Source organism: Prosthecobacter vanneervenii, from assembly GCF_014203095.1.
Classification (GTDB): Bacteria; Verrucomicrobiota; Verrucomicrobiia; order Verrucomicrobiales; family Verrucomicrobiaceae; genus Prosthecobacter; species Prosthecobacter vanneervenii.
The window spans coordinates 20836-34499 of sequence record NZ_JACHIG010000001.1 but is presented as its reverse complement, the minus strand read 5'-3'; the positions used below and the strand labels follow the sequence as shown (position 1 = coordinate 34499).

The 13664-nt window shown below is 56.2% G+C and carries 13 protein-coding genes; 3 read left to right on the top strand and 10 right to left on the bottom strand.

Going from position 1 to position 13664, the window contains the following annotated elements; genetic code table 11:
* Positions 1 to 19: 19 nt before the first annotated feature.
* The 4 genes from HNQ65_RS00105 to HNQ65_RS00090 form a co-directional block, all read right to left on the bottom strand.
* Positions 20 to 1273 carry an ABC transporter ATP-binding protein gene (locus tag HNQ65_RS00105; RefSeq protein ID WP_184337229.1) on the bottom strand — a complete coding sequence of 418 codons (1254 nt, stop codon included), beginning with the start codon at positions 1271 to 1273 and terminating at the stop codon, positions 20 to 22.
* Entirely contained in the window at positions 1273 to 2154 is an 882-nt protein-coding gene (locus HNQ65_RS00100; RefSeq protein ID WP_184337228.1) for an ABC transporter permease, read from the bottom strand. The genes HNQ65_RS00105 and HNQ65_RS00100 overlap by 1 nt, the downstream gene beginning before the upstream one ends.
* A 153-nt stretch (positions 2155 to 2307) precedes the next feature.
* Positions 2308 to 2871: a GbsR/MarR family transcriptional regulator gene (locus HNQ65_RS00095; RefSeq protein WP_184337227.1), complete on the bottom strand. Its 564-nt coding sequence runs from the start codon at positions 2869 to 2871 to the stop codon at positions 2308 to 2310.
* Between the two features lie 150 nt (positions 2872 to 3021).
* Entirely contained in the window at positions 3022 to 4245 is a 1224-nt protein-coding gene (locus tag HNQ65_RS00090; protein WP_184337226.1) for a glycosyltransferase family 4 protein, read from the bottom strand.
* 27 nt (positions 4246 to 4272) lie between these two features.
* Between HNQ65_RS00090 and HNQ65_RS00085 the strand changes: the two genes are divergently transcribed.
* On the top strand, positions 4273 to 5970 hold the full coding sequence (locus HNQ65_RS00085; RefSeq protein ID WP_184337225.1) for a glycosyltransferase family 39 protein: 1698 nt from the start codon (positions 4273 to 4275) through the stop codon (positions 5968 to 5970).
* Positions 5971 to 6022: 52 nt separating this feature from the next.
* Here the strand turns inward: HNQ65_RS00085 and HNQ65_RS00080 are convergent, their stop codons facing one another.
* Together HNQ65_RS00080 and HNQ65_RS00075 are read right to left on the bottom strand one after the other, a co-directional pair.
* Complete coding sequence (locus HNQ65_RS00080; RefSeq protein WP_184337224.1) at positions 6023 to 7183, bottom strand: glycosyltransferase; 1161 nt, start codon at positions 7181 to 7183, stop codon at positions 6023 to 6025.
* Positions 7184 to 8101: a glycosyltransferase family 2 protein gene (locus HNQ65_RS00075; protein ID WP_184337223.1), complete on the bottom strand. Its 918-nt coding sequence runs from the start codon at positions 8099 to 8101 to the stop codon at positions 7184 to 7186.
* Between the two features lie 54 nt (positions 8102 to 8155).
* Here HNQ65_RS00075 and HNQ65_RS00070 point away from each other — a divergent pair, with 54 nt between their 5' ends.
* Together HNQ65_RS00070 and HNQ65_RS00065 are read left to right on the top strand one after the other, a co-directional pair.
* Complete coding sequence (locus HNQ65_RS00070) at positions 8156 to 8833, top strand: O-methyltransferase (protein WP_184337222.1); 678 nt, start codon at positions 8156 to 8158, stop codon at positions 8831 to 8833.
* On the top strand, positions 8830 to 9600 hold the full coding sequence (locus HNQ65_RS00065; RefSeq protein ID WP_184337221.1) for an FkbM family methyltransferase: 771 nt from the start codon (positions 8830 to 8832) through the stop codon (positions 9598 to 9600). Before HNQ65_RS00070 ends, HNQ65_RS00065 begins: the two co-directional genes overlap by 4 nt.
* Here HNQ65_RS00065 and HNQ65_RS00060 read toward each other — a convergent pair.
* From HNQ65_RS00060 to HNQ65_RS00045, 4 genes are all read right to left on the bottom strand, one after another.
* Positions 9546 to 10694, bottom strand: a complete 1149-nt coding sequence (locus tag HNQ65_RS00060; protein ID WP_184337220.1) for a glycosyltransferase family 9 protein — start codon at positions 10692 to 10694, stop codon at positions 9546 to 9548. The genes HNQ65_RS00065 and HNQ65_RS00060 overlap by 55 nt on opposite strands.
* Complete coding sequence (locus HNQ65_RS00055; RefSeq protein WP_184337219.1) at positions 10691 to 11806, bottom strand: polysaccharide pyruvyl transferase family protein; 1116 nt, start codon at positions 11804 to 11806, stop codon at positions 10691 to 10693. The genes HNQ65_RS00060 and HNQ65_RS00055 overlap by 4 nt, the downstream gene beginning before the upstream one ends.
* 23 nt (positions 11807 to 11829) lie before the next feature.
* Positions 11830 to 12675, bottom strand: a complete 846-nt coding sequence (locus HNQ65_RS00050; protein ID WP_184337218.1) for a glycosyltransferase family 2 protein — start codon at positions 12673 to 12675, stop codon at positions 11830 to 11832.
* 198 nt (positions 12676 to 12873) lie between these two features.
* On the bottom strand, positions 12874 to 13629 hold the full coding sequence (locus HNQ65_RS00045; RefSeq protein WP_184337217.1) for a hypothetical protein: 756 nt from the start codon (positions 13627 to 13629) through the stop codon (positions 12874 to 12876).
* Positions 13630 to 13664 lie beyond the last annotated feature (35 nt).

Below are 13664 nucleotides of genomic sequence, written 5' to 3'. Positions count from 1 at the left end.
GGATGTCAGGCGAAGGTTTTCAGAGGATCACAGCCGAAAAGCTCATGTTTAAGATGCCAACGTGTTCCGCCGGATAGTTGGTAATCTCCATCCCGGTCTCTGAGGTGAGCTGAAAGTCTCCCAGATTTTCGTGGTTCAACCAGGAGGAGAGGGTGCGGAGATAGAGTCCGACGACATAGTCTCCCGGCATTAGCGGCAGCGGTCCGGTGTTGAACTGCAAACAATAGCGGCCTTTGGCGAAGCTTCTAGGGAGGCCGAACTTGTTACGCCCATCCATGATGCCGATCCTGACGCCAGCATGATTGTAAATGAACGGGGCAAAGTCGGTGATGGTGGTCGCGCTGGAGAACTCCACCTCAAAGGTTAGCGTGGTGGACTGGCCGGTAGGGAAGATGGAAGGGGCGAGCTCCAAGCCGAGAATGCGCGTACCGTCCTGCAATTCCACCGGGAAGGAGGGCTGAGCGGTGCGGCAGTCGTGAAGATACTTGTTGATCTCCTGCTCGACGTTACGGCTTTTGACACCGGCCTCGCCATTGGAGATTCGCAAGATGGAAGTGCACAAGGACTGCATGGCACTCATGTTATGACTGACAAAAATCACGGTCTTGCCGAGTTTGGAAACCTTGTCCATGCGGGATAGACAGCGCTTCTGAAATTCGGCGTCTCCAACGGCGAGCACTTCATCGACAATGAGTATCTCGGGCTCGAGATAGGCTGCGACAGCGAAGGCTAGGCGCACATACATGCCGCTGGAGTAGCGCTTTACCGGGGTGTCGAGGTAGGCGGAACAGCCGGAAAAATCCACGATTTCATCCAGCCTGGAGACAATTTCCTGCTTGCGCATGCCAAGGATGGCGCCGTTGAGAAAGATGTTTTCCCGGCCGGAGAGTTCTGGATGAAAGCCTGTGCCGACCTCCAGAAGGGAGGCGATGCGTCCTTTGACCTTGATGGAGCCGGAGGAGGGGGAGGTGACGCGTGAAAGCAACTTGAGCAGGGTGCTCTTCCCTGCACCATTGCGACCAATGATGCCAAGAACCTCGCCCTGCAGGACCTCGAAGCTCACGTCTTTCAACGCCCAGACATAGTCGTCCTTGGGAGATTTTTTTTCCTTGCGGGTGCGGTCGTTGACGGTGGCAATCTTGGCGTAGGGATCCTCCTTGCCACGGATGCGATGCCACCAGCGATTGATGTCATGCTGGATGGTACCTGTGCCGACTTCACCGAGGCGGTAGAGCTTGGAGACGTCTTCAACTTGTATGACAGGAGTGCTCATCAAACGGTGTCCATGAAGGATTTTTCAACCTTGTTAAATACAATAATGCCAAGGAACAGCAGAATCCCGGTAACCAGGGCGGAGTAGCTTAAAAGCAGCCAGGAAAAGCTACCGGCGCCGAGATAGAGCGCGCGGAAGGCTTCGACGATGCCGGTCATGGGATTGAGCTCGATCCAAAAGCGATATTTGTCCGGCACAATGGAGAGCGGATAAACGACGGGAGTGGCATACATGGCAAGTTGGACACCAAAGGCGACTAGAAAGCCGAGATCCCGGTACTTTGTAGTAAGAGAGGAGATGATGATTCCAGAACCGAGACCTAGACCGCCCAGCATTAAGATAAGCACCGGGGTGCCGATAAATATGCCCGCATAGTCGGGCCGGATGTCCCTGCCCTGCCAGATGAACCAAGCGAGGACGATGCCGAGCAAGGCGAACTGGATGACAAACTGAATGAGGGTGGAAATGACCACCGACAATGGCGTGATGAGCCTTGGGAAATAGACTTTGCCAAAGAGGCTGGCATTATCTTTGAAAGTTGTGGAGGTTTTGGTCAGACAGGTGGCAAAGTAGTTCCACGGCGTGGTGCCTGCGAGGTAGAAGAGGAGCGGAGGGAGGCCATCTGTGGAGAGCTTGGCAACGCCACTGAAGATGATGGTGAAAGTGGCGGTGGTGAGCAGGGGCTGGATAAAAAACCAGATGGGGCCAAGGATGGTCTGCTTGTAGACGGCGACAAAGTCCCTCCACACAAACATGCTGAGGAGGTCGCGGTAATGCCAGAGGTCCTGCAGGTGAAGATTAAACCAGCCGGAACGGGCGCGAATGACCATATCCCATTCTTCTTCTGCTTCTGTGACTAGGTCTGGTGTGGTCTGCGACATGTTGTAATTCAAAAAGATGAACCGGCGCGGCCCTTAGCCAATGCGGGTACGCTGCCGCCCTCGGTTGCGAAAACCGGTGGCGTGAAAGCTGAGATGAGGTTGTTGCGCACGAGGGTGGGCAACGTTGCCGCCAAGCGGCGGCGTTAAACAGGGTTAAAGGAGATTATCCACCAAGGGGTTGGAGAAGAGCGCATTGACTTTCTGATAGAGGCCGCGCGCGAGGTGTAGCCTGCGGCAGATCTCCTTGTGGTGATCACTGATGGCGGCGGGGGCTTCATTCAGATCTTCCTGCGAAGGAGAGACGCCGAGGGTACGGTCAATCTGTACGCCGGCGGATCGCAGCTTTTTCTGCAATCCGGGCAGGAGCCCTTTGCGCAAAATGACGCCGAAGCTGAGCTCTGCCTGGTAGAAATCACGACGACCGGCAGCTTCGATTTCCTCGACTTTATGAACGGCATGCAAGGCAGCGAGCTGACGGACAGTAATGCTAGCGCTGGCCTTGCTGATTTTGAGCTTTTTGGCTATCTGATCGAGACACATTGGCTCGGGAGTGAGGTAGAGCAGGGCAAAAAGCCTGCCGATCAGACGACCAAGACCGAAGGAATGCGTAGTGGCACCGCTGGCTTCAATGAATCGTGTGACCTCGCGATTCCATGCCACCTGATTCCGGGATGGAGAGTCAGTCCGGGGCTGGGGGGAGTCGACGACGGCAGGCATTGTTTAGAAAAAGCTAAACGTTGTTAGCGTGGTTTGCCGGGGCTGTAAAGCAGCGAATATGCCCGGTTTGCAACAAAAACAAATAGCCAGGCTGGGCCGCAATACCGTAACTCAATGTAACCGCTTTATTAGAAAACCATCTAAAAATAACTACTTACTCAGACTGCAAAGAGGGGGCTCCTGATGCATGGCATCTAAAGCGTGACCGAGATGGGTGACGACGGCAGGCCAGGTAAAGTGGTCGAGGCCTCGCTGGCGGGCGGCTTTGCCGTAGGCGGCGGCTTTGGCGGGATCGCTGAGCAGTTCGTGCAAGGCAGCGGCGAGACCATCTTCGTCCCCGGCTTTCACATGGAGGCCAGAAACGCCGGGGACAACTTTTTCCGCAACACCCCAGTCACCGGTGATGATGGGCGCAATGCCGTACAGCATGGCCTCGGACACTGAGATGCCAAACGGTTCATAAAAAGATGGCAGCACAAAAACCGAGCAGCGGCGGTACAAATTCTCAATGACCGCAGCCTCTGCAGGCACTTCCTTGCGCATAAAACCGTGCCACCGGACGTTTTCGAGCGGTAGATCCGCAGGGGGCTCCCCGCGCGTGCCGATGACGTGCAGCACGGCTCCAGGCACCTGCTGACGCACGCGCTGAAAGGCTGGCAGCAGCACACGCCCGCCTTTACGCTCAAACTCCACTGCGACAAACAGCACTTCCAATGAAGCATAGTTCTTATGCGGATCAGGCATGGGTATCTCGTCCAGATTGGCCCCGTGGCTGATGTTGACAATGCGATGCGGTGAGACACCCAGATCCTCCTCAAAGGACTTGGCGAGGTAGTCCCCCATGACAAACACCCGATCCATCTTCTGCGCCACTTTGCGCTCGTATGCCAGCGCCTGGGCCGCCCGGCGTTCATCAAAACCACGTGCGCCATAGGGGCTGCGCAGGCGCATGGCGATGTTGCCATCGTGATAGGATGTGCAATAGGCATTTTTTTGGAGCAGCTCCCCGCCGTCAAACATGGCACCGATCTGGAGCAGTGTACCGATGCGCTGGTCCCGTGGAAGCTTCCGGGCCAGAATGTGCGTCAACTGGCCGCGATAACGTGAATCGAGATAGTAGCGCATGCGCCACAGCGCCTTCTGCCGGTGATAGTTGAGCGCAAGCAACTGCCACTTGCGCCAGCCCTCCAGTTCACATCCCGCCGCCCCCAGCAGCAGGCCTTGGCGCTCGCATTCCTTGAAAAAATAATAGCTGATACCGGAAAAACTCCGGCGGTCAAAAGGATCTCGTCCAACCAATCCGCTGCCAATGAGTCCATAAAAAGCGGACCGGTGCGAGGAAGTGGCGGAGATGTCAGACGGGTCTGTCGGCATTCCAGCGAATAGTCATGCCGCAGCTTTATGCAATCCACAAAAATCACCGCTCACACATATTCACCATCAGTGGAAGAATCTTTGCTTTACACACCGCCATGCCACATGTTTTTGCAGGCATTGCCGATGTCCAACTGTCAAAATCAATTCAAACCGGGCGCTGGAAGTGGCTCCAAGCTGCTGCCAGCGGTGCTTGTGGTTTCCATCCTTTTCACCCTGGCATTTGCGGTTGGGGCTGGCGGATTTTCTTCAGATCTGGGTGGCGACCCCGATGAAGCGGCGCACGCCGTAACCTCACTGATGCTGCGGGACTATCTGGGCAGCGGCCTTGGCCAACATCCGATGCACTTCGCCAAAGCCTACTACGCTGATTTCCCCCGTGTAGCGCTGGGCCATTATCCGCCTTTGTATTATGTGCTGACCGCTCCTCTGCTGCTGGTGCACAACAGTGTGAGCACGCTGCTGGTCTTTCAGGCCTTGACGCTTTCTCTGCTTGCGGCTTTGACGTACTTCATCGGCTGTCGTTGTTTGAAACCGCTATCTGCCGCCGTTGCAAGCCTGAGCATGCTCCTGCTGCCACTGGCACTGAAACTGACCCTGCATGTCATGTCTGACATTCTGCTGGCAACCCTATGTGTCTGGGCGGTAATGCTGTGGGCCTCGTATCTTCAGCACCCCACGGTTAGCAGAGCGCTCACCTGGGGTTGCGTGGCCGCTGCAGCCATTCTCACGAAAGGCTCCGCCATGGGCCTCTGTTTGCTGCCGCCGCTAGGCACGCTGCTGACCGGTCGTTGGCGGCTCATCTTCACCTGGTCATGGTGGTGCGCAGCTGCACCCGTGGCGATTTTGGCTGGCCCTTGGATGATCTACTCTACTGGCATCTCCAAAGAAGGAATGACCCTGCTTACCCCGGCGCAGTATTTCGTGCAGGCAGTTCCGTTCTATCTCAAAGCCATGCCTGGGGTTTTTGGTTGGCCGCTGACCCTGCTGGCCGTGGCCGGAGTGGTTCACAGCCTCGTGGCGGGTTGGCGGCAGCAGGCGCTCGACCCTGTGCATGCGTCGCTTTTTGCGATGGCGGTGGGCATGACGCTGGTTTTGCTGCTCGTTCCAGTGGGGCTTAGCACCCGTTACCTGCTCACGCTGGCACCGCCGGTCATGCTTGCCGCCGCATACGGTCTGACACTTCTCCCCTGGCCGGTGAAGTTGGAGCGCTGGGCACAACCTGCACTCCTGATTTGCTTTGCACTCCTGCCGCTGCTGAATGCCGACATCTGGCCAACGAAAGACGTACACGGCTTTGATTCGGCGGTTTCACGCTCCGGCTTGCCCAAGCATGGCGACGCGAAACAAAACTGGCTGGTAGCCTCGGATCCAAACGGCGAAGGCGCGGTCATCGCTGCAGCGGCATTTGGCTGCCCCCAGCGCTCACCTTCCCTGCTGCGCGTCTATCGCGGCAGCAAGGAGCTTTCATCCAGTGACTGGATGGGGCGAGGTTATGTTACAGCAGTCGGCAGTGTTCCAGAACTGCTGGATCATCTCGACAAAGCAGGCATAACCCGCGTTTTTGTGGACCTGTCCATCCCTGAAGCACAACGCCCTGCCCATCTAAAACTGCTGCTCTCCGCCATGCAGTCGGGAGACGCACGCTGGAAGCCGAGTTTCGAACAACCCGTGATGCGCGTTTGGTGGGAAAACGGCACAATGCTGGTTTACGAACGTTCCTGAAAGGCTCTGGCAGGTCGTTTCGATCCCGCCATAAGACACGAAGTCGTGCATCTTAATGCCGGGACCGCTGCGATTCCACAAACTGGATGAACTCCTGCGCCTTAGCGTCCCATCCTTCACTGGCAATCATCAGCTTCACTGCTTGAGCATCGAACGGCAGCTTGCCATCTGCGGCCGCAGCGATGGCCTGAACAAATGACGTCCGGTCCCTGGCCACATGCACGTAAAGCGCAAGCCGCTCAGCTTCAGGAACTGCCGTGGCCACCACTGGACGTCCGCACGCTAGATACTCTTTAATTTTCAGAGGGCTGCAGCTTTTCGAAAGCTCGTTCAACATGAATGGTAGAATGAACAAATCCGCCGTGGTCAAAGATGCTGGCAGCACGGCAAAGGGCACCTGCGGCTCCAGTCTGACATTCGACAATTCGCGCAGCCTGGCGGGATTGACGAGTACCGGACCAATCATTCGGATGAGGACTTGCGGCAGACTTTGCGCCAAATCGACCAGCAAATCCAGATCCAATCGTGCATCGATCATGCCGAAATACACGACCTCAAACCGCCCGGAATTCTGCGGTGGCAAAGAGCGCGCAAAATGCGCTGCGTTCACCCCCTGCGTCAGCACCAGCACCGGCTTGCCGCTGTTCTTAAACCTTTCCCCCAGAAGCTCCGAAACCGCCACAATGACATCCACTCGCCCGGTCAATTCCTGCTCCATGCGCAGAACCTGCTGTGCGTTCATTCCCGGCCACAGCGCATAGTTGTCCGGACAGTAGAAAATACTCAGCCGTTCCCGCAGCTTGCCTACCACATCACAGTGGCTGGGGGCCGTGACCACCAGTGTGTGCTGCACGAACCCCAGCCGCTGGCATGCCCTGGCTACGGAGCGCTGAATCTGCCACAGATTGAAGCGCCTTACCCAGTGATATTGAGTAAATGGCAGTGTCAGCGGACAAACGACCGTAAGATTTGACTGGGCAGATGCCGCATGCCGCCGCCCGGTGCAGTAATCCACCAGTTTCTGCCAGCTGCGCCGTAAATCCCGCAGGTTCAGTCTCGGCAGACGCAGGCCCACAGTCTCGACCCAGATAACTGAATTTGAATGAAGCAGCTCACTGAAAAGATGCTGGCTCGTGGATGGGTGCCTTCCCCAATCAGGGCCAAAGACCACAAACTGGTGGCGCTGGCGGTGGCTGGTAGATTCTTCACTCATTCAGGACATGTCATTGGTCTGATTAATATTTTGTGTCAACCGGCGGATTGGAATACCTTTATAGATGCCCAGCAGCAGTGCCTTGACACACAACCAGACACAGTCAAACGCGCCTGCCACACCTGCCGTAACAAGCTTGAAATAAACCAATCCTGGAAGGTACCACCACACTTTCGGACTGCGGAAACCAGCCAGCACATCCCGCCAGGACAGGCGTGGGTCAGCCCAGGACCAATAAGAAGCCGAATCATTGTATTCAGCCGCAGCCTGCGCCGCAGGCACGAGCAGCACCGGTAATCCTGCCCGATGGGCTCGCAGGGTGTACTCGATGTCAGCAAACGTGTGTTTCATCCAGCAGGATTCATTCAACCCGATTCTACTCCAAACTGCGGCCGGAATAGCGACCATATTGCCATGCAGCCATTCCTGAGGCAGCGGATCGGCATCGATCCCAGGGACTGATTTCAAGCGCTCGGGCCAGCGCCTGCGCATGACTCCGCCTGAATAAAAAAACGACTCTGCATGCGTGCGTGCAATCCCGCCGCATATGCCGGCCCGTTCCGCCGACAGGTTGACAAGCCGCTCCAAAGCACCGCTCTGCGGCAGCGTATCATCATTCAGCCAGACGATGCAGACAGCCCCGCTCTGAATGGCCGTTTCCATGCCAAGCCGGATCGCACCACTCCACCACAACTGACCATTTCCCGCAACAACCCGCACCCAGGGGAAATCTTGCTCCAGCATGTTCCGTGTTCCATCTGATGAACCATCATCCACCACCAGCACATGCGCCCATAGCAGCACCCCCAGTTCGCTTAAATGCTTCAAGCACCGCGCCGTGGTGGTGCGTCGGTTGTGAACTGGAATGACTATCCACACATTTTCCGCTGAGACTGCGTGATTGGATTCGAACCCCATCGACTGCAAATAGAAGCTTGCTAGAAGCGCCGCAAGCAGAGATTAATGCCTCTGATGACACTCCTTGAGCGTGTGCTCCACCACTTTTTCCCACGTGCTGGCAAAGCATTGGCAGTCATACACACCTTGTTCATCAAGCGGGCGTTGTGGGAGAGCATGCGCACCGGCATACCTTTGGATGGGCATGGACAGCCTGCCCCCTGGATCACCTTCCCCGCATTGGACTACCTCTCAAGGCTTGACTTCTCGCAAGCGCACGTGCTCGAGTACGGCGGTGGCCAAAGCTCGCTATGGTGGGCAGCCCGCGCCAAGACGGTCACCACGGTCGAGGGAAGAAAGGAGTGGGCCGAAAGAATACGCCGAAATGCTCCCGGAAATCTTAGCCTGATCGGCCCAGTGGAAGGACTGGACTATGTGGAGTCCCCTCTGAAAGGCGGTCTCATGTTTGAGGTGATCGTGATTGATGGCTTCCTCCGTCTTGAATGCGCCAGGGCGGCTCTGCCATTTCTAGTAGAACATGGCCTGCTGATTTTGGACAATTCCGATTGGAACGCCCCCGCCTGCCGCTGGTTGCGTGAACAAGGGATGATGCAGATCGACTTTCATGGCTTTGGGCCTGTGAACGACTACACCTGGTGTACTTCTGTCTTCACACGTCGGCAGAGTGCAGTGCCGCACCGTGGAGACCCCTGGACAGAAGCGGTGTATGGTAACCTTGTACAGCCTGCGTGAAACAAGCCCCCCTCCCCTACCGCTCCATCTACTCGCGACGCGACCGGCTTTTTAATCTGGTCAGGCCGCTGCTGGAACGATGCCACATCGGCTGGCTGTCACACCCCGCACTCAACGGTCTTGACCGACAGCTCGAACGCTTGCTGCCAAGGCGTGGTGGCTGGTATGTCGAGGCCGGGGCATATGATGGCTTTCAGCAGAGCAATACATACTACTTGGCCAAGATGAAGGGCTGGCAGGGAGTTTTGATCGAGCCACTGCCGCCGCTCGCCGCCCTGTGCAAAAAGCGGCGCGGAGAGTCAAAAATCGTCTGTTGTGCACTCGGCGCGCCTGAAGACTCGGGCCGCACGCTGCAGCTAAGGCACGCAGGTCTTATGACGATGGTCCGTGGTGCGCTGGCAGATGATGCCACGGAACATGCGCGTGCCAGCAGCGGCCTGGAAGGACAAGGCCTGCCACCTCTGGAACAGTTCGTCGAGGCAACTGTGCGCACGCTGACCGAGGTGCTGATAGAAACAGACACGCCACCTGACTTTGATCTTCTGAGCCTGGATGTGGAAGGTTTTGAGGTCGATGCACTGCGCGGCTTGGATCTCTCACGATTTATTCCGCGGGCCATCTGTGTGGAGGTCAGGCACGAAAATATGTCCGCCGTGATGACGATGCTCGAAACTCACTACGAAAAGCCGGCCATTCTGACGAAAAATGCGAGCTATGCTGACTGCTTCTTTGCCGCGAGAACGCACTGCACGCCCGCGGCAGCGTAAACGGACTGCAGAGCTGCCGCCACAGCCGAGGGCTGAATATGTGTGATGCAAAAAGGTTCTGCGTGGCTGCAGCGCCACTGGCACTGATAGCAGTCCGTATGGTGATTCAGCCATACCTGCAATGTGCTGCGCCGCCAGGGGGCAAACATGCCGTAGTGCCCACCTCCGAGCAAAAAAACACCGGGTTTGTTCATGGCTGTGGTGAGATGCGCGGGTGCAGAATCAGGCGCAAGCACCAGGCGCGCAGAGCTGATGGCCTGCCTGAGTTCTCCGAGGTTTGCCGGATACACCCAAAATACAGAGCTGACACCTGCGTTTTGCAGAGACTGCTCATAGGGGGTGCGAAGTGTTCCTGGCGGCAGACACACAACCACACGCATCTCAGGAACAGCCTGAAGAAACAAGGCTATGGCCAGGGCTAGACTGGCAGGCGGGTACTGGCGGATGGCCGCGCCGGCTTGAGGGCAAACCAACAAAGTCTCATCGCCTGTAGCGAAACTCGAATGCAAGACTGGGATTATGTCATTAAATGACACAGACCGGCCAAGCACACTCTGCGTAACTCGGCGGTGGGCCTCCAGTTCAAGACAACCTTCAGCAGAATACTCTGGATAGGGAACCCTCCGACAGCGCGTATAGGCCAGGCACACACTCTCTCCGGCTCCAAGCCACTCTGAAGCATGCATCTGTCGTGCGCGCACCAGCGATGCAATGGCATGAAGGTAATCTGAGGGCTGATGCCGCAAACACACCAGATCATCCGCCTGAATGGCACGAAGCCAGGATGCATGCCAGATCATGGTCTGAACGAAATCGGGCCAGAAAGACTGGCTGAAAGGCGGCAGCACCAGCATGTCCACTCCGGGAAACTCATTCCGAAAGAGGGGTTCGGCCACATTGGAGATGATGAGCAGAGTCTGATCAGCGCCGAATTCTTTAACCAGCAGACGTACCGAACCAAGGGAGAGGACACCATCCCCCAGGCGATCAAGTTTCAGGATGGCCAGTCGATAGCGACGCCCCTTGGCTCTGGGCATAAGATGTAAAACAGCCAGAGTAATCCGGTAGCAAAGAAGTCGAATCCAGCGAATCATGGAGACAACAAGGGGCGCAGGAGTTCCAGATAGCGTGACTTGGTTGCAGCTATGAAAGCCTCAGGCTTTTCTCTGGCTGGCAGGCACAGCAAAGCCGCCACACGCTCATCAAATGAGTGTAGAACTTCATCAACTGGCTGCACGGTTATACCCGGCACTTCTGCGGCCATGAGCAAGCGCGAATCGTTTCCAGTGAGCAGCACCTGCTTTCCCATGGCGGCGGCCACCACCGCTCCGTGAACTCGATTTACTACTGCAGAGCTACAGCACGAGTAGGCCTGCAGATAAGCCCGCCAGTCCTCGCTGTAGAAACGAGGGATCTCAGGGAGAAGACGCTTCGCCTCCTCCAACTCTCTGCGATCATGGCAGATGAGCAGACACTCCTGCCGCCGCGCAAGGTCCCGTGCTGTGATACAGAACGCCTGCTGCCATCGTTGCAGCGCGACGCCACCGTAACCTGAAAGATCATAATGCCCGCCAAGAGGCATGTAATTGAGCGCGATATACCGCCCGGGCCGGCTTTGCACACTCAGCGCTTCTGGAGCAAAAATAGAAGGGCATGGCAACAAAGGCACCTCATGCCCGCATTGGTGCAGAATGCTCTGGGCCAGCTTGTCGCGCACTGTCGTCACAGAACTCCAGCGGGTAAAGCGGTCAATAAAAGACCGGCAGTCCGGATCTGAAACAATCTCGGAACCAGCGCTTCCCCAGGCCTGGCAGGAACCGGCCCCAAGATTCAGCAGCGGCACGCTTCGCTCGAGCTTCCTATACCGCTGTTCGATGAGCGGCGCGAACCATTCAGTTTGCGCACAGGTGGACCAAGCATTCTTCCAATACACCGGGGCACCACACTGAACGACCAAGTCACTGCCCACCACGAGATCCACCGCTGGATTGCCGGGCAGCAAATCAGCCACGCGGGCGATGTGAGTACGCCAGTTCAACCAATTAGGCATGTGCCGTGTCAGTCGATCCAACTGCGGCCACGGCTCGCCACGCACCGTGACTGGAAAATGTTTGTGAATGACTCTGGCTTCCACCTCGCCAAGCAAGTCACGAAGTAGGAAAAGAATGCCTTCACGCACAAAGTCGTCGCCGACATTGTGATTCACGGTCGAAATAAGGCAGACTCGCTTCATAACTTAAAAAGTGAGCGGAGGCTGCGGCGTATCCCCTTGGCGGACCAGATGCTTTCCGGCAGGCCAACGACTTGGGTTAAATAAGCACGGTCTGCCTCCTGCCACGCAATAATCTTATCTGCATGCCGCAAGGGGGAAGCAAGCTCATGTATTTCCATTTCTGCTCGTGGATCATCTGCGTTAGTGGTGTGGGTGGCATCCTCCCCAAAGCCGATGTTTGATACCAGATTGACCGCAGGCACGATGTTCAGACCGCCTGAGCGAAGCTTGGCAAAAGCCCACTGATAGTCCCATGTATCCACTTCGCCTCGATATACCGCTTCAAGCACTTCATGCCGCCAGCCAGCCTCAAAGGGTTCGGGGCAGAGCTGGTGCAATCGCGTGGAATTTCTCAGCGTGCTCCATTCTTTCATCTCGACATCATAAGCCTGCCAGGCGCGCCGCCAGGAGGCCCAGCCCCAGATGGGACCAAACCGCGAAAAAAAATAGCTCTGCTCCGCTGGTCGCATGCCGGTGAGATTGCTTCCACAGATCTGCATTACCTCAGACTCGTTTTTGTACCGATCGAGCATGGCTGAACAAAATGCAAAGAAACAGGCATGCGGCACGCAGTCGTCTTCTAGAATGATAAGCTGCTCATGTAAACCAAAGGCCCAGTCCAAAGCAGAGGAGACTGCATTGCGACAGCCCATTTGCTCATCCAGGAATCGCGTTGCCACCTGACATGGCCAGTCGATTTTGTTGAGCATCTGCTCTCTGACATCTGCACACCTCGCGTCATCATGCGGGCCGTCTGCCGCTATAAGCAGCACTTCAGGCCGAGCCAATTTCAATGCCGACATGACCCGTGTGGCAGGCCCGAGACGACGGTGGATCAAAAATAGCACAGGAGTGCGGCATGAGCTGCTTTCGACTGACATTATCAGCCACTATTCTACCGAATGATTCCAAGCGAAAGCGCAAGATGGATTCATCTCGGCACCAGCCCCAGGTGCTGTTATCATCGAATTACAGCGAAAGTGGCCCCTGGCGCGGCAACACTACTCGACACGCGTGCGGAAAAACCGGCTGGTCTGGCCATTGCTCAGCATAGGAAACTCCAGCGTTAGGTTTTCCATCGTGCCATCATCACTAAGAACCTGTGGGCTAAACGAACTTGCCTCCCATCCCTGCAGGTCGTTGCTGAACTCATAGATGTAGTTGAGCCCCGCACTCTGATAGTCTTTGCGGCGTCGGAACATCACTTTCATCCTGCCTGCGTCACTTTCAATGCGATTACCCACATCAGGATTGCCAATTTTCGGATCCAGACCAAAGGCAAATTCCGCAAAGTTGTTCAAACCATCTCCGTCTGGATCTGCACTGTTCAATGCAGCACCACTGTTCTGGCTGCTGCCAAAATGAGTCTGCCGCCACTGCTGCACAGAGGAGGCTGGATTGATCTGCAACGATATCGACACTACAGCACTTTCTCCAGCCGGATCCGTGGCGATGAGTTGCACAGGGTTGGTGCCGGTGGGAAGCGTGCTAGTATCACAAGTCCATTGTAAATCACCAGTGTCGTCGCTGCGCACGAACTGCCCAATGGTTTGCCCTGTAGCCACATGCACAGCCCGGATGTCGACGCCGCCGTTGCCGTCGGCATCGAAGAACTGAGCGTTAAACGAAGCGGCATCCCCCTGAACCACGCTCAAGCTTGGTCCGGAATTGATAATCTCCGTAGCACTGCTGCGTAAAGCAAAACCATGACTGAGGATCAGCAGCACAAGAAGGTTTTTGAGATGTAGGGAATTCATGATCTGTAGCTGATTAAAATAGATGAAATAAGCCG

What these genes read in the sequence shown, in the direction of transcription:
- HNQ65_RS00105 (WP_184337229.1), bottom strand. Translation starts at nt 1,273, where the DNA reads ATGAGCACTCCTGTCATACAAGTTGAAGACGTCTCCAAGCTCTACCGC.
- HNQ65_RS00100 (WP_184337228.1), bottom strand. Translation starts at nt 2,154, where the DNA reads ATGTCGCAGACCACACCAGACCTAGTCACAGAAGCAGAAGAAGAATGG.
- HNQ65_RS00095 (WP_184337227.1), bottom strand. Translation starts at nt 2,871, where the DNA reads ATGCCTGCCGTCGTCGACTCCCCCCAGCCCCGGACTGACTCTCCATCC.
- HNQ65_RS00090 (WP_184337226.1), bottom strand. Translation starts at nt 4,245, where the DNA reads ATGCCGACAGACCCGTCTGACATCTCCGCCACTTCCTCGCACCGGTCC.
- HNQ65_RS00085 (WP_184337225.1), top strand. Translation starts at nt 4,273, where the DNA reads ATGCAATCCACAAAAATCACCGCTCACACATATTCACCATCAGTGGAA.
- HNQ65_RS00080 (WP_184337224.1), bottom strand. Translation starts at nt 7,183, where the DNA reads ATGAGTGAAGAATCTACCAGCCACCGCCAGCGCCACCAGTTTGTGGTC.
- HNQ65_RS00075 (WP_184337223.1), bottom strand. Translation starts at nt 8,101, where the DNA reads ATGGGGTTCGAATCCAATCACGCAGTCTCAGCGGAAAATGTGTGGATA.
- HNQ65_RS00070 (WP_184337222.1), top strand. Translation starts at nt 8,156, where the DNA reads ATGACACTCCTTGAGCGTGTGCTCCACCACTTTTTCCCACGTGCTGGC.
- HNQ65_RS00060 (WP_184337220.1), bottom strand. Translation starts at nt 10,694, where the DNA reads ATGATTCGCTGGATTCGACTTCTTTGCTACCGGATTACTCTGGCTGTT.
- HNQ65_RS00050 (WP_184337218.1), bottom strand. Translation starts at nt 12,675, where the DNA reads ATGTCGGCATTGAAATTGGCTCGGCCTGAAGTGCTGCTTATAGCGGCA.
- HNQ65_RS00045 (WP_184337217.1), bottom strand. Translation starts at nt 13,629, where the DNA reads ATGAATTCCCTACATCTCAAAAACCTTCTTGTGCTGCTGATCCTCAGT.